Origin of the sequence: Claveliimonas sp., assembly GCF_037273965.1 — a bacterium.
GTDB classification, from domain to species: domain Bacteria; phylum Bacillota; class Clostridia; order Lachnospirales; family Lachnospiraceae; genus Claveliimonas; species Claveliimonas bilis.
Genome location: NZ_JAYAZJ010000066.1, coordinates 12955 through 33498, shown reverse-complemented (window position 1 = coordinate 33498; position 20544 = coordinate 12955). Strand labels below are relative to the sequence as shown.

General features: G+C 49.0%; 12 protein-coding genes and 1 pseudogene. 4 read left to right on the top strand and 9 right to left on the bottom strand.

The window, feature by feature from the left end; genetic code table 11:
- Positions 1 to 67 precede the first annotated feature (67 nt).
- The 5 genes and pseudogenes from WJ238_RS05290 to WJ238_RS05270 all read right to left on the bottom strand — a co-directional run bounded on the left by WJ238_RS05290 (position 68) and on the right by WJ238_RS05270 (position 5533).
- On the bottom strand, positions 68 to 1204 hold the full coding sequence (locus tag WJ238_RS05290; protein ID WP_337606343.1) for an ROK family transcriptional regulator: 1137 nt from the start codon (positions 1202 to 1204) through the stop codon (positions 68 to 70).
- Between the two features lie 257 nt (positions 1205 to 1461).
- Positions 1462 to 1872 (bottom strand): annotated as a pseudogene (locus WJ238_RS05285) (D-proline reductase (dithiol) proprotein PrdA); the annotation flags it as partial.
- Positions 1873 to 2026: 154 nt separating this feature from the next.
- Positions 2027 to 3106: a M24 family metallopeptidase gene (locus WJ238_RS05280; RefSeq protein WP_337606342.1), complete on the bottom strand. Its 1080-nt coding sequence runs from the start codon at positions 3104 to 3106 to the stop codon at positions 2027 to 2029.
- Positions 3107 to 3109: 3 nt separating this feature from the next.
- Positions 3110 to 4174: a zinc-dependent alcohol dehydrogenase family protein gene (locus tag WJ238_RS05275; RefSeq protein WP_337606341.1), complete on the bottom strand. Its 1065-nt coding sequence runs from the start codon at positions 4172 to 4174 to the stop codon at positions 3110 to 3112.
- 468 nt (positions 4175 to 4642) lie between these two features.
- Positions 4643 to 5533 carry a helix-turn-helix domain-containing protein gene (locus tag WJ238_RS05270; protein ID WP_337606340.1) on the bottom strand — a complete coding sequence of 297 codons (891 nt, stop codon included), beginning with the start codon at positions 5531 to 5533 and terminating at the stop codon, positions 4643 to 4645.
- A 125-nt stretch (positions 5534 to 5658) separates the two neighbouring features.
- Here WJ238_RS05270 and WJ238_RS05265 point away from each other — a divergent pair, with 125 nt between their 5' ends.
- The 3 genes from WJ238_RS05265 to WJ238_RS05255 all read left to right on the top strand — a co-directional run bounded on the left by WJ238_RS05265 (position 5659) and on the right by WJ238_RS05255 (position 11818).
- A complete protein-coding gene (locus WJ238_RS05265) occupies positions 5659 to 8940 on the top strand; it encodes a DUF5107 domain-containing protein (protein WP_337606339.1) in 3282 nt (1093 codons plus the stop codon).
- 140 nt (positions 8941 to 9080) lie between these two features.
- A complete protein-coding gene (locus WJ238_RS05260) occupies positions 9081 to 10880 on the top strand; it encodes an aminopeptidase P family protein (protein ID WP_337606338.1) in 1800 nt (599 codons plus the stop codon).
- A gap of 89 nt (positions 10881 to 10969) precedes the next feature.
- The gene (locus WJ238_RS05255) at positions 10970 to 11818 is read left to right on the top strand and encodes a putative manganese transporter (RefSeq protein WP_337606337.1); all 849 of its coding nucleotides are present in this window, start codon (positions 10970 to 10972) and stop codon (positions 11816 to 11818) included.
- Positions 11819 to 11835: 17 nt separating this feature from the next.
- Here the strand turns inward: WJ238_RS05255 and WJ238_RS05250 are convergent, their stop codons facing one another.
- From WJ238_RS05250 to WJ238_RS05235, 4 genes are read right to left on the bottom strand one after another with little or no spacing between them, the layout of a single operon-like run.
- Positions 11836 to 12963: a toxic anion resistance protein gene (locus WJ238_RS05250; RefSeq protein WP_337606336.1), complete on the bottom strand. Its 1128-nt coding sequence runs from the start codon at positions 12961 to 12963 to the stop codon at positions 11836 to 11838.
- A 38-nt stretch (positions 12964 to 13001) separates the two neighbouring features.
- On the bottom strand, positions 13002 to 14087 hold the full coding sequence (locus tag WJ238_RS05245; RefSeq protein ID WP_337606335.1) for a hypothetical protein: 1086 nt from the start codon (positions 14085 to 14087) through the stop codon (positions 13002 to 13004).
- Between the two features lie 3 nt (positions 14088 to 14090).
- Entirely contained in the window at positions 14091 to 14777 is a 687-nt protein-coding gene (locus tag WJ238_RS05240) for a 5-bromo-4-chloroindolyl phosphate hydrolysis family protein (RefSeq protein WP_337606334.1), read from the bottom strand.
- Between the two features lie 4 nt (positions 14778 to 14781).
- Positions 14782 to 16404: a substrate-binding domain-containing protein gene (locus WJ238_RS05235; protein WP_337606333.1), complete on the bottom strand. Its 1623-nt coding sequence runs from the start codon at positions 16402 to 16404 to the stop codon at positions 14782 to 14784.
- 286 nt (positions 16405 to 16690) lie between these two features.
- Here WJ238_RS05235 and WJ238_RS05230 point away from each other — a divergent pair, with 286 nt between their 5' ends.
- Positions 16691 to 20512, top strand: coding sequence for a choice-of-anchor I family protein (locus tag WJ238_RS05230; protein ID WP_337606332.1), 3822 nt, complete (start codon positions 16691 to 16693; stop codon positions 20510 to 20512).
- Positions 20513 to 20544 lie beyond the last annotated feature (32 nt).

The window sequence follows — 20544 nt, the reverse complement described above, 5'->3', positions numbered from 1 at the left end:
GTCCTCCTGATTTTTATTTTATACTTTAATAATGTATTTAATAAAGTGTCGAAAGGAAAAGACACTTTTATATCGTGTCTATATACCTCTCTATCTGCAGGATGGCTGCTCCGAGAGCCGAAGCCTCCTTCTGATACCTGCATGCGTCAATATAACTTCCGTCTTTTTCAAAAATATTTTTTTCCGCTGCCAGCCTGCGGATCCTGTCTATATAAGGGGAAATGTTGCTTCCCACATATCCTCCCAGAACGACCCGGCAGTCAAAACACATCCTGAGATTATCAACAGCAATTGCCAGATTCTGAAGATATTCTTCCCATACCTTCTGAAACTCCTCATTGCCCGCTTCCATTTCCAGGAAAAATCTCTCCAGATTTCCCTCTGTCCTGTCTGCCAGTTTCAAAGCGGAACAGTAGGCGTCTACACATCCTTCTTTTCCGCAGTAACACCTTTCTCCTCCCGGATGGATCACCATATGACCAAATTCACAGCTCCTCCAATTGTCTCCCTCATAAAGACTGTAAGTATCTCCCTGCCATGGCGACCAGAATTTGATCCTTCCCAGATCATCACGAAAAAGAGCTGCTCCTCCGACCGTATTGCTCAAAGAGAAATATACCATATTTCCCGGTATTCTCCTGCCACTGATCTCCGTCACCGCCGCTGCATTGGCATCATTGACAAGATCACACCGATAGGGCATTTTCTCGGTCCAGCTCCTGCAGGATACATTATAGACTCCCAGCGCATGAGAATTAGTAATGATCTGCTCCCTGCTGTTAATAATAGCCGGCATGGAAATTCCCATTCCCTCGATTTTCTCCGGAGGCACATCCCATTCTTTCACAAACTCTTCTGTCAGGCGGGCTAACTCCGCAAAATAATCATCCGAATAGACAAAGGGTTTGCGAATCCTTCTGTGATTCAATGCACGACCGGAAAGATCTGTGTATGTAATGCTCACATGGTTTGCCGTAATATCCAGCCCCACCGCATATCGGCTGTTCCTTACAGCAGTAAGGATCTTGGCTTTTCTTCCTCCGGTAGATTCAAACTCGCCGTTTACCTCTACCATCTGTCTTTTTTCCAGCTCATTTACAATAGAAAGCACGGTAGGCGTACTGATATGCAGCGCCATTGCAATCTCCGGCATGCTCGTCTTTTCTCTGCTGTTAATATAGCGAAACACTCGGTTTCTGTTCAACTGTTTAACTTGGATATTACTTGCATTCCCTTTCATTTCTCTTTTTTCACCGTTTCTCCATTGTTAATGGCATGTTTATTATAGCACTATATTTGTACAGATTCAATAATTTCCTCCTCCATTTTCTTTTCTATTTGTTCAACTTCCTCTAAATTCTTACATCCACCGGCAAAACAAAATCAGAACACTCAAAAAAGGATGCCGCTGAATTATATTTTCAGGACATCCTCTGCCATTTTGCCGTCATATGTTCTCTAAACAGGAAGTTCCAGGTAAATATCCTTTCCTTCTTTGATGGAAATTACAACTTTTCCTCCCTTTACTGTTGCAACCGCTCCCTGAACGCTTGCTGCCGCTTCCACAGCTGCCGGCGCTTCCGCCTGCTCTTCTTTAGTCTCTTCTTCTGATTCTACCGTATCTTTGAACCCTTCTACATTATCAGGGGTCAAAGGTGAAAGAGAATCACTCGTTTTTGTAAGCTTTGCTCCCAATACCTGTCCAATCTTCAGACATCCTTCCAATGACAGGAGCCCTGAATCCACCAGTTCGTCAAAGATGGCCGGATCTTCCAGATTTGCTGCTTCAATTGTAATCCCTGCCTCCGCTCTGCAGCACAATACTGCTGGATCATTTGCATGTTGTTTGGCTGTTTCAGCTGTAATAGACATAATTCTTTACCTCCTAATTCTTCTTTTGCAAAGAACATTTTCTCTATCACTAAGTATAGTAATCTCATCAGACAAAAGCCAATTGTTTTTCCGTATATACTTATAGGCTGATTCTATAACCCTCAAACAACACCTATTCCACGATATATCAATTTTAAGACACTATCAGGATATCTGCCGCATCCAGGCTTCCGTACTCTGTCTCCACAACAGTGCACGGCCAGTCCTTAGTCCTTGTCAGGATCTCAACCCGTCCATCTTTCAGATAGGTTGTCTCCTCACATTTTGTCCCCAGGATTGTCGGGTTCCATGCATAAGCCTGCCCCTCCCGGAGAAAGCCTTTTGTATCCGGTGTGACTACAAATTCTCTGCAGCCATATCCGGTAGGTCCTCCCTGATGATGCATCTTCCACTCGCCAGGCCACCCGGCTTCATCATAAAGCTTCTGCACCTTCCGAAAATATTCATTATATGCCATTCCATCTTCCATCATATTCTGCATAGACGCAAAAATATACTGGGTCTTTTTCATTCTCGCTGCAATCTCTTTATCTGGCTTTCCATAACTGACAATCCTTGTCATACTGATGTTCAGTCCGTATTTTTCTCCTCCCAGAACTACCATTAAAGATTTTTCTATTTTCTTATCTGTAGGAACGGGATGGCGGTATTTCAAAATCCGGTCGTCGCTTCCCACCAGGACACAGTCCGGGCTGACGCCCTTTTCAATACACCGGCACTTCAGCATAGCTGCCACTTCATTTTCCGTCTGTCCGGGACGCGCATCTTTCGCTACTCTCTCTACGATCCGGGCACATTCCTGTCCGATTTCCCGATACCGCTCCAACTCTTTTTGGCTAAGCTGCATCCGAAGATCCACAAGCTCTCCCTGGACATATACAGTATCGGAAATACCTGTATCGGAAGCATACTTCTTTCCCCTGCAGCAGTCTGCAAGAAAGCCGTCAAGAGTCTCATACCACGGGGCAAGAATACACTCTGCCCCCAGAGCATTCTGCTCTTCACTCATTCTCGGGCAGTCGCTGCTGTCAGCAATCATCTTCACTTTCCCGGATTTTTCGATCACAAGAAATGCAATACCGACTTCCCCATTGGTCACTACTGCATTTGCGTTCTCTTCTGTGATCCATTTGAAATTATCTCTTCTTCCGAGAACGACGCCTTCATAAGAAGTCGTTCCCAGCCACTTTACAATTTTCTCTAAATTGCTCATTTTCTATTCCATCTCCATATTTACACACACTTTTCCCGTCTTTCCTGTGGCAAATACACGATATGCTTCTTCTGTCTGGCTAAGAGGATACCGATGTGTAATGATCTGGCTTGGATGGATCTTCTTGCGGTCAAGAAATTCAACCAGGCGCTCCATGTTTGCCACGGATGTTACCCAGGATCCGTGAAGAGTCAGATTTTTGTGAAGCAGAAGCGGACTTGGTTCAAAAGATACCGTGCCCTGTTCTCCAAGGAACACAACCTGCCCCCACATTCTTGCAGCCTCCAGACATCTGTGCCGTCCGATAGCGCTTCCGGAGCAGTCAATGGCAACTTCCACTCCCTTGCCGCCTGTATATTCCATAACATTTTTCACTGCATCGTCATCACCCATAAATACCTGGTCTGCTCCGATCTGTCTTGCCATCTCAAGGCGCTCCTTGGCAATATCAACGCCGATCGTCTCTGCTCCCATAGCCTTTGCCAGGATCAGGGCCGCCTGTCCTACAGGGCCAAGTCCCATAACAAGAACACGGTCGCGTCCTGATACATTCGCCCTCAAAAGTCCCTGATATGCTGTTCCGAATCCGCAGGCAATCATGGCACCGTCTTCATAAGTAAGAAATTCCGGCAGATGAATGCAGGTCGACACATCCGCTACCATATACTCTGCAAGCGCGCCGTCTCTCTGCCATCCGTAAGCCCGTCTCTCCGGCTGCTGACAGTTGATGAAAAATCCCTTCCGGCACTCGTCACAGTATCCGCATCCCTGGATATGGTATACAACTACCCTGTCGCCTTCCTTAAAATCCAGGACGCCTTCTCCTACCTGTACTACCTGGCCGCTGGGCTCGTGTCCTGCGATCACATTGTCATATCTTGCTCCCCCGGTCTTATCCGTATGTTCATGATAAATAAATTTAAGGTCACTTCCGCACAGGCTTGCTGCCTTCATTTTCAAAAGCACCTGTCCGTATCCCGGCTTCGGCACATCCTGTTCCACCTGCTCTACCCGGTCGCCTCCCGGCAGTTTCATACCGATCATTTTTTTTGGCACTTCATAACTCATATCCGTTCTCCTCCTTAAATGAATACTTAAGAATGCGGGTTCCCAAACAAAGAACTTCCGCGAATCACTGAATGATTTCTTACCCATATCTTAATACTTTCAGATCACATCCAAAATTAATTATCCTTCAAATTGATGGACTATATTACTATTTATTCAGCCATGCGTACGACAAATCAGATGGCCGCGCAAGTTTACTTGCGAAGGACATCTGATGTAGTCGGACACATGGCGTTTAGCCTTAAGCGAGGATTTAGCTGCGCTAGCAGCGAAACAGCAGCGTACGCTGCGAATCCGAGCTTCCTGGCTGAATAAATAGGATATTCCCAGACCTACGGCGTTTAGCCTTAAGCGAGGATTTAGCTGCGCTAGCAGCAAAATGGGCAGCATCAGCTGCCAATCCGAGCTTCATGGCTGAATAAATAGTAATTGCCTCTCTTATGGCTGAATAAATAGTAATTTCTCCTCTTATGGCTGGATCAGCTCTTTTTCCCGATATTCCTTCGGAGAAACGCCTACCATCTTTTTGAAGATCCGCGAAAAATAGTAAGGATCATTATAGCCGAGTCTTTGTCCGATATCCACAATATAAAGATTGGTGGATTTCAAAAGCTTGCAGGCCTCCTGCATCTTCAGATTAATAAAAAAATCCACCGGAGCACGGCCGGTATATTTCTTAAAAGCGGCATTGATATAACTCTTCGACAGCTTCAGCTCATCGGCAATATCCTGCAGTTTCAGATTCTCATGCAGGTGTTTGTACATATATCTCACCGCTGCTGTGACATGCCGGTTCTGTTCGCTGGCCTCATCTGCCTTTTCCCGAAAATAAATTTCTGAAAGGATCAGCATGAGCACCTGGGAAATATAGATAAAATTTCCCAGCGTATAGTTGCGCTCCAGCACCTGAAACAACAGATCAAACAGCGTAATGATCCGGCTCTGGGCATGTCGGGAATTTATCTTTGTCACTTTCTTTTCCTCTAACGGGAAATATCCCACATTCTCCCCTTTAAAATGCACCCAGAAAATACTCCATGGATTCTTTTCATCTGCATAGTACCTGTGTCCCTGGCCTCCCGGAATGCAGAACGCCTCCCGTTCATGAAGCACGTATTTTTCCTCTCCCACATGGATATGGCCTTCACCCTCCACACAATAGATCAGAATATATTCCGGTGTCCCCTCCTCCCTTTCTCTGTAGTGGTGGCGCGCCCTGGGGAAAAATCCGATATCCGTCAGGTACATCCCCTTTATCAGCGGATGCCCTGCATAGTTTCCAAAGGACTCTGTAGGAATGATAAAATACTGCTCATCCACAAAACCGTCTTTTTTCTTTTTCTCGTTTTTTTCCATCATGTTATGATAATAGCAACTTTATGGAATATTGTCCATCATTGCAAACGATATGATATTTTTCCCAAAAGACAGATATGATACTTTAATGACAACAGATCAATCACAACAAATAAGGAGTGAATATTATGAACGCATCAGTAAATGTCTGGGAAGAAAACGTCGTTATTCCCACTTATAAAGTGTATCCTCCGGAAAAAGGGCCTCTGTTTATTGAGAACCGCGCATATCAGGGAAGCAGCGGAAAAGTATACCCCCTCCCTGTCACGGAGAAGATTTCGGATGAAAAAGAGGATGTAAGCTATCATGCTGTTTTTCTGGAAAATGATTTTCTGAAAGTCATGGTGTTCCCGGAACTTGGCGGAAGGATCCAGCGAGCCTATGACAAAACTAACGACTATGATTTTGTCTATTACAATCATGTGATCAAACCGGCTCTTGTGGGACTTACCGGCCCCTGGATCTCCGGAGGAATCGAGTTTAACTGGCCGCAGCACCATCGCCCCAGCACTTATTCTCCTGTGGACTATTCCTTCTGCAAAAATGAAGATGGCTCTGCTACTGTTTTTGTCAGCGAGACAGATAAAATGTACGGTACAAAAGGCATGGCTTCCTTTACCCTGTATCCCGATAAAGCTTACATAGAGATCAAGGGGCGTCTGTTCAACGGCACAGATACTCCCCAGACATTTCTGTGGTGGGCAAATCCGGCTGTCCCGGTAAACGACCATACCTACTCTGTCTTTCCGCCGGATGTGCACGCAGTGATGGATCACGGAAAACGCGCCGTATCTACCTTCCCTATTGCAACGGGAGAATACTATAAATATGATTACTCCGCAGGAATCGATATTTCCATGTATAAAAATATCAAAGTTCCTACTTCTTATATGGCAGCTCATTCTGACTTTGACTTTATCGGAAACTATGATGAAGAGAAAAAAGCAGGTCTTCTCCATGTGGCAGACCACCACATCTCTCCGGGCAAAAAACAGTGGACATGGGGAAATGCTGATTTCGGACGTGCCTGGGACCGCAACCTCACTGACGCTGACGGGCCGTATATCGAACTGATGACCGGCGTTTTTGCCGACAACCAGCCGGACTTTACGTGGCTGAAGCCTTATGAGGAAAAAACATTTGTACAATATTTCATGCCCTACAAAGGCGTGGGAAGAGTGAAAAATGCAACCAAGGATGCCATGATCAACTTTACCGTAGAGGATGGAACCGCCAATCTTCTCCTCTATACATCCGGATGCTTTGACAATCTTCGTCTGACTGTTTCCAGAAACGGAGAACTGCTCTATGAAACAACACTGAACGCTGACCCCTGTGAATATTTTGAAGATTCCTTTGCCACAGATCTTACAAGCGCTGACGGCTGTGAAGTAACTGTGACAACCGAGCAGAACGAAATCCTGGTAAGCTATCAGGCCATAAAAGAAGAACTGGAACCCACCCCGGATCCGGCAGTTCCGCTGGCGGCTCCTGAAGAACTGAAATCCACAGAGGAACTTTTCTTAGGGGCACAGCATCTGGAGCAGTACCGCCATGCAACCTATGAGCCGGCAGACTATTATGAAGAAGGACTCCGCCGTGATCCTACCGATATCCGCCTGAACAACGGCTATGGTCTGCTTCTTCTCAAGAGAGGCCATTTTGAAAAAGCCAAAGAACATTTTGAAAAAGCCATCGAAAAACAGACCTGGAAAAATCCCAATCCTTACTACGGAGAGAGCTACTTTAATCTCGGGCTTGCCCTCAGATTTTTAGGCGAAGATGAAAAAGCCTTTGATGCTTTCTATAAATCCACCTGGAGCATGGAAACACAGAGCGGAGGATTTTATCAGCTGGCTGCCTTAAGCTGTAAGAAGCGCCTCTACAGCCAGGCACTGGAGTTTATTGACAAATCTCTCATTTACAACTGGCACAACATGAACGCCCGCACATTGAAAGCTGCTATTCTTCGTGCTCTTGAAAGAGACACGAAGAGCTTCCTGGCGGAAAGCCTTGAGATCGATCCGCTTTCCATGGGCTGTCTCTACGAAAATGCAAAAGCAGAAAATGACATGGATGCCTGGGTAAATGTAATGCGCTCTCCTTCTTACAATTACCTGGAACTCTCCCTTCTTTATATGAAGGCGGGATTCTACCAGGACGCTGCAGATATTCTGGAAGCCTCACCGGAAAAAACGCCTATGACTTTCTACTACCAGGGCTTTGTATTTACAGAAATGCAGGATAACGAGAAGGCTGCTGCCGCTTTTATGAAGGCTGAAAAAGCGAACCCTGACTACTGTTTCCCAAATAAAGCAGAGGAAATCGTCATTCTTCAGCGTGCAGTAAAGGTTCTTGGCACTGCTCCGTATGCACACTACTATCTTGGACTTTTATTCTATGACAAAAAGCAGTACGCAGCTGCAGCTGCCCAGTGGGAAACCTCCGTTCAGGAAGACGGAACCTATGCAATGCCTTACCGCAATCTTGCCATTGCTTACTATAATAAAGAAAAAGATCCCGCTAAAGCGTTGGATGTCATGAAGAAAGCGCTGGAACTGGATCCGTCTTATCCCCGTTTCCTTCAGGAGTACGACCAGCTCCTTGCCAAAAATAATGTCTCTGTCAAAGAGCGGCTGTCCGTCCTTGAACAGTATCCGCATCTTCTGGAAGAAAGAGATGTCCTCTATCTGGAATACATTACACTGCTGAACAAAACCGGACAGTATGACAAAGCGCTCACCTGCCTGAAAGGACATATCTTCCATCCATGGGAAGGCGGAGAAGGCAAGGTAAGCGGTCAGTACCGCTATGCCCTCACAGAAAAAGCCCTTCAGGAAATGGATGCCGGAAACTACCGGGACGCAATCCGGCTTCTTACTGACACCTTTACTTATCCGGATAATCTGGGCGAAGGGAAACTGCCGAACGTACAGGATAACATGGCAGAATACTACATCGGCCGCTGCTACGAAGCGATGGACGAACAGGAAAAGGCCAAAGAATACTTTACCCGTGCATCCGAGGGCCTTTCCGAGCCTTCCGTTGCACTGTACTACAATGACCAGCCCTCGGACACCATTCTCTATCAGGGGCTTGCCAAAGACGCTCTGGGGCAGACCGACAAAGCAAAGCGGGATTACCACCAGCTGAAAGCCTTCGGAGAAAAACATATCTTTGACAAAGTATCCTATGATTACTTTGCTGTCTCCCTGCCGGAACTGGAAGTATTCCCCAATAACATCCAGATGAGGAATACCATATACTGCCGCTACCTTATAGCTCTTGGCGAGATCGGTCTGAAACATTACAGCACCGCTTCCGGCATGCTGGATATGGTGCTTCAGATGCAGGCAGACCATCAGGGTGCGATCCAGCATAAAGAACTGCTGAAACGCCTCCAGGCATAAAACTACATAAAACTCACCATGCAATTTGCAAGGGAGTGGGCAGCTTGATCACAGGCTGCCCGCTCCCTTGACTTTTCCTCTTACTCGGTGTTATGGTCTATTTATAGGTGAAAATGACAGCAAAGAAATGGAGGCTTCTTATGAATACGATCATCAATCAGCGCATGGCCCTGCTTCGCAGCGTCATGGCAGAAAAGCAATTATCTGCATATTATATTCCCACCGCCGACTACCATCTCTCTGAATATGTGGGAGAACATTTCAAATTCCGCGCATGGCTGTCCGGATTTACAGGATCGGCTGGAACCCTTGTGGTCCTGCCCGATGAGGCGGGCCTTTGGACAGACGGGCGCTATTTTCTTCAGGCAGAGCAGCAGCTTAAAGGCACCGGTATCACACTCTATAAAATGCAGATGCCAAAAGTCCCTTCCGTCGAAGAATTTCTGACTTCCCGCTTAAGCGCCGGAAGCTGTGTCGGCTTTGACGGACGGACGCTTTCCGCCTCTGCCGGTGAGGAACTGGCTGAGACACTGGCAAAAAAGCAGATCCGCCTGGATGCTTCTCTTGACCTGGCATCCACTATCTGGGAAAATCGACCGTCTATGTCCAAAGAAAAAATCTGGATTTATGAAGAAACTTATGTGGGGCAGTCCGTCTCCTCCAAGTTGTCGGCTCTTCGCCAGGAAATGGTGAAAAGAGGCGCAGACACCCATATCATATGCGCACTGGATGAGATTGCATGGCTCTTTAACTTAAGAGGCAGCGATGTGGACTATAATCCTGTCTTTTTATCTTATGCAGTCATTGAAAAAGAGAAGGCGTTTCTTTTTACAGACATGGAAAAACTGGATGCGGACACTTGCCGGTATATCGAAAGGCAGGGCGTTCAGATCCACCCTTATGATTCCGTCTATGATTTTATCAGGCGCTATAGCAACAGCAGCGTACTGCTTTCAAAATCCCAGCTTAATTATACTCTTTTTCATATTCTGAAAGAGGGAGGCGCTTCTATTTTGTGCAGCCCGGATCCGGTTACCGGTTTCAAGGCTGCGAAAAACGAAACCGAGATCTCCTGGAGCAAAAAGGCCCATATCAAAGATGGCGTTATCATGGTCCGTTTTATGAAATGGCTGAAAGAACAGATCCAAAACGGCTGTCCTCTCACCGAGGCCAGCGCTGCAGCCTATCTGGATGGACTAAGAAAAGCCGCTCCCGGGAGCCTGGGGCTTAGTTTTGAGACTATCAGTGGTTATGGCCCTCATGGAGCTATTGTCCACTATGCGGTCACAAAAGAGACAGATATTCCTCTGAAAGCCCGGGGCCTTTACCTGGTGGATTCCGGAGGTCAGTATATCGAAGGAACCACTGACATTACCCGCACCTTTGCCCTCGGTCCCCTTACCGCTGAGGAAAAGGAGCATTTCGCCCTGGTTCTTCGCTGTATGCTAAGCCTTATGTCTGCAGTATTTCCGGAAGGAGTCTGCTTCCAGAACCTGGATGCTCTGGCAAGAACTCCCCTGTGGCAGCAGGGTCTTGACTATCTCCACGGCACCGGACATGGAGTGGGGCATTTATTAAACGTACACGAAGGACCAAACAGCTTCAATTGGAGAATGCGAAGCGGCACAGATCCTGTACCGGTACGTGCCGGCATGATCACCACCGATGAACCCGGCGTCTACATCTCCGGCAAACATGGGATCCGTCTGGAAAACGAACTGTTGTGTCTGGAAAAAGAAAGGACAGACTATGGAACTTTCCTGTGCTTTGAGCCTCTCACTCTGGCCCCCATAGATCTGGACGCCCTGGATCCTTCGCTCATCAGCGATTTTGAACGGCAAATCCTTAACTCCTACCATAAGAAAGTTTATGAGACACTTTCTCCTTATCTGACATCAGAAGAGAAACAATGGCTGGCCGGATATACCAGAAAAATATAGTTCGTTTCATCTAACTTTTATTTGACATTTCCCATGAAACTTGCTAATATTTTCAAGATATCGTGAGTTTTGATTCAAAAGGAGTTTACATGGAATTACTGGAACACGTTTTTATACACACTGCAAATGATACGATCCGTATGCTGCCGTTCCTGTTTGTCGCCTTCCTTCTCCTGGAAGCGCTGGAGCACTACTCCAGCTCATGGATCCGGCAGACCCTTATCAAACTGGAAAAGGCAGGTCCCATTGTAGGCGCTCTGTTCGGCTGTATACCTCAATGCGGCTTCTCTGTCATGGCAGCCAACCTTTATGCAGGCGGAGTCGTTTCTCTTGGCACACTCCTGGCTGTATTTCTTGCCACATCAGACGAAGCGCTTCTTATCCTCATGGCCCATCCCGGCTATGAGAGGGATATTTTCTTTCTTCTCATTGTAAAGGTAATTATCGCGGTTATTGCAGGATATCTGGCCGATATTTTCTTTGCCCGTTTCATCTGTACAAAAAAGGAAATCGGTGATCTGTGCCACCACTGCGGCTGCCATGATCATCACGGCATTATCCGCCCGGCTCTGAATCATACTGTAAAGCTGTTTGCCTATATTTTTGTTTTTACCGGAATCCTCACCTTTATCATTGAGGCCGCCGGACTGGAATCCGTTTCTTCCTTCCTTTTACAGGGCAGCATCTTTCAGCCGTTCCTGGCAGCGCTCCTTGGTTTTATCCCCAACTGCGCCGCTTCTGTCCTTTTAACAGAACTTTATCTGGGAGGCGCTCTCTCCTTTGCCTCTGTGATAGCAGGCCTTTGTACCAACGCCGGAATCGGACTGATCGTTCTTTTTAAAGTAAACGAAAGCAAAAAAGAATGCCTTAAGTTCATTACGCTCCTCTATGGAACCGCCGTCATCTCAGGCATTCTCCTTTATTTGACAAAACTTTAAAAAAACTCTTCTCCATATCAGCTCTGGGCTGTCCCCAGCAGGGAAGCGCGGATATCGTGCTCCAGCTTTTCCAGCTCTGCTTCCGCTTCCTGCCGTTTTCTGCGGCCTTCCTGCTGGATGCGGACCGCCTCATTCATTGTATGGACCAGGTTCTCATTTGCTTTCTTCAGCGTTGTAATATCAATGATGCTGCGCTCCGACTCCTTCGCCACATCCAGGGTGTTCTGCTTCAGCTTCTCCGAGTTCTGCAAAAGGAGCTGATTCGTTGTATCCGTGATATCGCGCTGCAGCTTCAGGGCTTCCTGCTGCCGGTACAGTCCCAGCGCCATGACCATCTGGCTTTTCCACAGGGGGATGGTCTCCTGGATAGCCGTCTGTATCTTGTCCGCCAGAAGTTTATCGTTGTTCTGCACAAGCCGAAGCTGGGGCGCCGTCTGGATGGCGATCGTCCTGCTTGTCTTCAGGTCATGGATCTTTTTCTCAAACTGATTCACCGTATCTTCAAAATCCCGGACAATCTGAGCGTTCATAGGATTACCGCTCTTCTCCGCCTCCGCGCGCAGAGACGGGAGTGTCTGTTCCCGTAATTCCTGCAGTTTCTCCTCTCCGGCTGCAATATAAAGCTGCAGCTGCCGGAAATAGGACAGATTCTTCTCGTACATGGCGTCCAGCATCCCGATGTCTTTAAGCATCTCCATCCGGGCTTCCTCCAGCTTACCCTCGATCCGGTCCACCTGCACTTCCAGCTTCTCGTACTGCATGAGGAATTTCTTTACTTTGGATTCCATCTTTTTAAACAGGCCCATGATCCTTCCTTCTTTTTCCAGGGAGCTGAAATCCAGTCCTTCCACATTGGAGATGAGCCCGGTCATCAATTCCCCGACATATCCCGTATCTTTCGCCCGTACATTATTGAGGATATTCTCAGAGAAATCTGCGATATTCTGCTTTGCTCCGGCGCCATACTGCATCAGCATCTGGGAGTCTGTAAGATCGATCTGCTCCTTCAGCTCTTCCACCTTACGTCTCTCCTCCGGAGTAAGCGCGGTAATCTGATCTTTCAGGGCGGCAGCTGTTTCCGCCGCCGGCATATCTTCCGTCTGCCCTCTTTGTTTTCTCAACATTTCCAGGGTTATCTCTGCCATAGTCATTCATTCCTTTCTACTGCTTTTTTCAGAACCTTTTACTGGAGCCCATCTATGATCCGACGCATCACAGCGTAGGAAGGCACCTGTGCTACCTGTGTAATATTATCCGCAATGCCTGCCACGCCAAGTTCTTTGTCAGATATCTCGTAGTTTCCTGTACGAAAGCCATGCTTCTCCCATGCCAGCTTCTGCACTTCTTCGTCCTGTAGTCCCCGGATCAGGGTCTTGCCCTCATCGTCCAGCGCGATCAGCACATGGACGGACCACACAGTAGGCGCCGGATACAGGATGACAAGATCCTCTTTGATCTCCTCATACTCCTCCGGGTGCAGCATGGCATACTCAATGATCTGACTCTCGTAGCCCGCCGCGATTGGGGTAGCTCCCACGCCCATCCGCAAGAACTGGCTGAACAGATCCGCCGAAGAAGTCTCCATGTAGCCCAGTTTTCCGAAGATTGCCTGGAGCTGCGGCAGGATTTCATCCACCTTCTCCGGCGTCAGCATCTGCCCTTTATTCAGTACATCCGCCAGCAGAGCTGCAAACATATTTCCCGAATTGGAACGTGCCGGATCTGTGGTATCCACCGAAACCGTACCGTACAGTTCCGGCACGCCGATGTCCGCCCAGACTGTATCATTTCGGATCATCTCTACCAGCTTAGCCATGTCGATATAGTTCACATCCCCGTCCTTTGTGACCAGCCCCTGGCCGTCAAAGGCGTCCAGTACTATCTTATGGGTGTAGAGTACAATGGGCGTGTTGAGAAGGATCTCGCTCTGGGCCGGGCTGCCGTGCAGCTCCTCATAGTATTCCAGAGCAATACTGCTGGAGGGAAAAAGATAGTCCCTCCCTTCCAGATCCGCTGTCATCATATCGAGGGATCCTGCCTTGGAGTAGTCCACTCCCAGTCCATATTTTTCTCCAAGGATAGACAGTACCTCCTTGTCTTCCAGGAACCCGATCTTCTCGCCTCCCACATAGCCGGATACCGTTGTCTCCGGCTGTATCTTCCCTGTTCCCTTATCTTCGCTGTCTGTGCCTCCCGTCAGAATGTAGATGCCTCCCACAGCTGCCATCACACAGATCAGCAAAACCAGTCCTATGATCTTCTTTCTCATGTATTACACTCCTGTTTCCTTTTCGTTTTTTAGGCTGTCACTTTCTCCGTCATGATTTTCCTTCCGCCTGACTTCATATCCTTCCGATCGGAGCGTCTGCTTAAGCAGGTTCAGGTCAGCTTCCATGTCCATCAGTTCATTCTGCATCAGTTTCTGAAACTGCATCTGGAATGCATCCTTGAGCGTCACAACTGCCTCCGCCGTATTCTGGAAGATCTTCTCCGACTCATCCGTAAGAAGCCTGGCGTCCTGGAGCTCTACATAGTTTTCCAGCACGCTTGCCGCCGTTTCCTGGTAGTAGTCAATATACCGCCTGGCGGAAGGGATCTTCTCCGGATTGTCGGTCAGGTATTTCAGGATGTTTTCCGCGACAGCGATCAACTCATGCGCCGACTGCTTAAGACCCGGCGCCTGGATCCGTCTGGCCGCATCTGCCATCCGCCTTAAGTCGCATCCGGCTTCCTGCAGCCTTTCATGGAGAACTTCCCCGTTTCCCAGCGTTTCAATGTCAATCCGCCCGATCCTTCTCACCGGGCGCAGTACCATAAGAAAACCGGCATAGGACACAAGGGCAAGCCCCATGCACAGCAAAATGTTCCAACCAAGCCCCACAAGAAGCGCGATAAAAAATACAAGCGCCAGTACTGCGGATATAACGATGCTTATGATTTCTTTCCATTTATCTTTCATATGATTAATTGTATCCTTTCACGCTCCGGAAAGCCTCCGTCAGATCCTGCGTTCCATCAAAGACGCGCCCTCCTGTTGCTTCTGCCAGCTCCTCAAGCTGTGTGGGATCCGCCGCCCCAAAGGTGATGGAGAACACAGGCACGTCGATCCCGCAGGCCTCCCAGGCCTCCTGAAATGTCTGATAATTGTAATCCGATACGCCGTCCGTCATCAGTATGATGGCGGGCGTATATTTATCCAGATCATAGGACGATGCATCTGCCAGAGCTCTGGCTACTGCATTGTAGATGTCTGTACCGCCCGCAATCCGGAAGTCCGCCACTGTCTGGTAGAGCTGCGCCAGCGCCTCGTCAGAGTCATCTGCCGCCCGCTCAGTATCCAGGATCGTATGGTCAAAGAAGATCACCTCATTGACCTCCCCTGCATTCGCCTGCAGAAAATTCTTGCTGGCATTCTCCTGGAGCAGTATCTGTGACATGGCATCTTTAAGCTGAGTTTCGCCAATTCCTTCCATGCTGCCGGAAAAATCCAGACAATAGATATTAAGGGAAGGCTTCTTAAAGCTTGTCTGATAGAGGTTAAGCGCAGCCATCAATACATCAGAATCCGGCATCTGGATAGGGGAGAGGATCTTCTCTGTATTGATTCCCCACTCTTCGTTAAAAACATCCCTGTTCTCATCGGAAACACCATTCGCGCTGATGCGCCGTCCGGTCGCTTCAATCTCTCTTTGCGTCTCTTCTAAGAGAAGATACTGCTGTACAGCCTGAAACGCCTCCTCCTTCTGACTGTCCCCGTGATCCACATAGCCGAGGGGGGAATCCGCAATAGACAGACCGTCATAAGGGTACACCACATAGAGGGGTTCTTTCCCTTCGCTCTCCCGCTGCCGGTTGGCATCAATGACCAGACACTCATAATTGACCATAGCGTCGTAGTCCTCCTTGAGGAACAGATCCTTCAGCCAGTCCGAACTGCCTGAACTGCGCTCCACTCCGCTTAGAAGTTCCGTAATATCCGTCTGCAGCCGCTCTCCTCGCAGGTCTTCCCCCGTCATTCCCTCCTGCTTGCCAAGCAGCGCATACAAAAAGCCGATGTAGGCGCTGGCTCCGGAGTTGGACTGGGTGGCGCTTGTCATACAGAAACTCATCTTTCCGTCCCGGATGGCGGACAAAATATCCTGAACCGATACATCCTTATCTTTAAATCCCAGTTCCGCCGCCAGACTTTCCCGGATTCCAAAGACCACCGGCGTCATGGAGATGGACTGACTGTGCTTCACCAGATGGTTCACATCTCCCATGGACATCCAGATGCTGCTGGCCGGCCAGACAGCGTCGTAATCCGCTGCGCCGCTTTCCAGCTCCCGCATAATATCCACAGAACCTTTATACTCCATCACGATCTCCACGCCGGTCGCCCGGCTGCATTCGTCTATCACCGTTTCCAGCTCCTTGTTCTCCGAGCCGGACAGGATACGGAGCGTCCCGTCCGCTTTCAGGACCTCTGTGGACGTATCCTTCTCTTCCTTAGTCTGCCGCCCACCGGATGCACCTGCGCATCCGGTCGCAAGAAGAGCCAGGGACAGAAGACAGAGCAGAACTGTTCCAAATCTTCTTTTCTTCATAAATCGATTCCTTTCTTTACATATGTTCGGTCCAAGCCGCCGAATCATCTGTTTACTTGTTTACTTTCATTTTCCTTTATTTTCTGTATTTTCTCTATCAACTCCATGTAAATTCTACGTGAAACCCTTGTTAAGTTTCCGGCGGCCTGTGTAGGATTTCTACATTTCCGCGCCCATTTACATAGATTTTACCTACTTTTTCAGAAAATTCCATTCCGACTTAATATTTATACTGTACAGTAACTGTGCAAATTTCAACTATTGAGAATTGAGAGGGGGAAATATCATGAGAAAAAGATGGCATAAAGGCGCTGCCCTTACCCTGGCTGCCGCTATGCTCTGCACATCGGGCTTTCCTGCATCTGTCCAGGCGGAAGAAGCCGGCCTGACCGATGAGGCCGCTGCAGCAGATGCCGGAACGGACACAAGGGAGGCCGACAATTTGCTGCAGGATACACAGGAAAACGGCGGCAGCGACACAGAACCGGCTGCTGATGTAGAAAATCAGGGTACAAACGGCGCTCCTTCCAATGTAAAGGCAGAAACAGACAGCGACGCTTCTGATACAGAAAGTGAATCGGCTCAAAAAGAAGCGGTTTCCCAGTCCAGGGAGGTAAATACGCTCCAGATACCTGCCGCAGAAGTCAGCAATACCGTGGAATATCTGACTCTCCAGCCCGGAGAGACGAGCTCCGCAGTAAACCTGAACTGGTACGCACCGGCAGGCACGGAAAAGGCAATTGTCAGATTCGGGGACAAGACTGTCGATGCAACTGTGCGCGAGCTTACAACACCCACAAAGGTAGACGCAGGCAAATACACCGACACTGGGAAAATGGTGTGCGAGGCTTCGATCACAGGGTTGGCGGCAGATACCGAATATACGTATCAGATTTCTTATGACGGCGGACAGACATGGTCCGAAGCGCACACCTACAAAACGCCGGCAGCAGGCAGTTTCAAATTTGGTTTCACCAGCGACCCGCAGATCAAAGAGAACGGCAGCACAGACGGACAGGGCTGGCAGCCGTCAGACGGTACGAACCAGACCGGCTGGGCAACTATGATGAAGAAGATGGCATCCGAGGGCGTCAGCCTTGTAGTATCCGCCGGCGACCAGGTGGAAGACCAGAGCTGGGGCAAATCCAGCGAGTACGAAGCATTCTTTGCTCCTGAGGAGATGGCGTCCATCGCTTATGCACCTGCAGTAGGAAACCACGACCGCCACTATATGTTCGAGGATCACTTCAATCTGCCAAATGAAATGTCTGTGGCAGGTATGGATGAGAACGGCGTGCTCGCCCAGGTAAAAACCACTTTCCGCGGGCAGAACAACGGCACAAGCCAGAGCCATGGAAACTATATCCAGGCAACATCTGACGAGATCGCAAATAGCTCTGAATCCAACGGCGTGACTCCGAACGCGGAAGGGCAGTACGACTTTGCGGAACGCCGGGAAATGGAAACAAAAGGCAACTACTACTATCTTTATGACAATGTCCTTTTCGTCACACTGAACACCGGCGCCTATCCGGGCGGAAATGACGAAGAGAACGCCGGAAACGCCAGCGTACCCAGCGCCGCTGTCGAGAACGAGGCAAAAGGAATCGTGGACAACTTCCGCACCACGCTGAATGCGGCAACCGGGGAATATGCCGGCCAGTATCAGTGGCTGATCGTAACCCACCACAAATCCTCCCAGACGGTAGCAAAGCACGCCGCGGACTCTGATATCGAGAACTATGTGGATGCAGGCTTTGAAAAGGTAATGGACGAATTTGATGTTGACTTTGTCCTGGGCGGTCACGACCATGTCTACTCCAGAAGCTACGTACTCAAAGACGGCCAGAGAAATGCAGAACGTCTGGACAACTATCATGACCCGGATGGCGCCATCTACCTGACCGGCAACTGCTGCTCCGACATGCAGTACTATACACCTTTTGCTTCCGTAGACAAAGAGAACAACGCGGATTATCCTGTCCTTGCCAACGGCGAAAAAGGGTCACAGGCATACCTGAAGGGTCAAAATGCAGAAAATCCGTCTGATTATCTTCCGGTCGGCAATCAGGAATGGAACCAGGAATACAGTCCCAGCTACGCATTATTCGATGTGACAGGAAACAAGATTTCCGTCAATGTATACAACCTGGCAGGCGACAGTGCATCTCCGGACAGTGAGCTTATCGACTCCTTCAGCGTAACGAAAAACGCTGACGGCGGAGCAAAGGCGAAAGGAGCAGAAAACGGAACATCTTCCGCTTCCCTGAACCTGGCGCAGGAAGGCCGTTATGACGCAGGTATGACAAACGCAGACGGCGGCGTGATGGAGATTGTAGGCTACAATACCGTAACCGGATGGGCTTACGCCATCAACGGACAGACCGGCAATCTGACCGCCATCCCTGTAAAGACACTGACATCCGGCGAGACTGTGGATCTGCTGGACGGCAATGATATCGATATGAAATCCATGATCGAGGCGGCATGTGAAGGATTTACATATGGTGACATGACGTCTGTCGCAGTTTCTGCGGACGGTACAAAACTTGCAGCAGCAATCCAGGCAGCAGGCTATACGGACAGCGGCCGCGTGGCGGTCTTCACCTGTAATGCTGACGGAACGCTCACGTTTGAAAAGGCGTACGAAACAGGTGTGCAGCCGGATATGGTAACATTCACACCGGATGACAGTAAGATCCTGACAGCGAACGAAGGGGAGCCAAGGGAAGGGTACGCTGAAGGGGCGGCCGATCCCAAAGGAACCGTAACTGTGCTCTCTCTTGCAGACGGAAGTGCGGTAAATGTCGGATTCGAGACATATGATAGCGCAGGCGCAAGACAGGCTCTTGTAAATGCTGGAATCGTACTGAAGAAAGGCGCAGATCCGTCAGCAGATTTGGAACCTGAATATATCGCGGCAGGAAACGATGCGGCATACGTAACCCTTCAGGAGGCAAACGCTATCGCAGCCATTGATCTAAGCAGCCTTAAAGTGACAGGCATCTATTCCGCCGGCTATGAGGACTACAGCACTGTGGCAGTTGATATCGACAAAAAGGACGAAGCCTATAATCCGAAGACCTACGAGTCCCTTCGCGGTATCCGCATGCCGGACAGCATTGCGCTCTACTCTGTAGGCGGCACAGACTATGTAGTAACCGCAAACGAAGGCGACTCCAGAGAATGGGGCGACTATCTCAATGAGGTGGAGAGAAACTTTAAAGACGGAGAAACTTCCCTGACAGGAAAGATCACAGCGAACAACAGCGGTCTGTCAGGAAAAGTAGTATTCTTTGACAGCAGCGATTACGATGGGCTGGATACAAACCTTGACTATCTCTTCGGCGGACGCTCCTTCACTATATATAAGGCAGATGGAAACGGACTGACCGAAGTGTTCGGCAGCGGAAGCGACTTTGAAGCAAAGACAGCCGTCTATGTACCGGAGTTCTTCAACTGCTCCAACGACAACACAGACATCGACGACCGCTCCGGAAAGAAAGGCCCCGAGTCCGAGAGCATCACAGTCGGAACAGTAGGTGATAAGACCTATGCATTCGTAGGACTTGAAAGAGTCGGCGGCGTAATGGCCTACGATATTACGGATCCGGCAAACAGCGTCTTTGCAAACTATATCAATTCCAGAGACTTCAGCGCAGATATCGCAGGCGACAATTCGCCGGAGGGATTGTGCTTCATCCCTGCAGACAAGAGCTGGAACGGAAACGCATATCTCCTGGCTGCGTGCGAGGTATCCGGAACAGTTGCCGTCTACAATGCAGCAGCAAACGAAGCCTATGATCCAGGATCCGTTAATCCGGATGATGAACAAAAACCGGAGGATACTCAGAACCCGGACAGCGATAAGAATCCGGATGGCAGTCAGAACCCCGATGGTGACAAAAATCCGGATGGCAGCCAGGATCCCGGTGCAGGCGATGGTCAAAAACCCGGTGCAGGTAACGGCACGGATGTACAGGCTGCTTCTGTAAAAAAAGCAGCAAGAACCGGAGACAGCAGTGATTACGGTTTGTATCTGCTGCTGGCGCTGGCGGCGGCAGGCTCTGCCTCTGTCATCGTGATCCGCCGCAAAAAAACACAGTAATGAGATGTACTCCTGCGGGTACAGATTGAAAC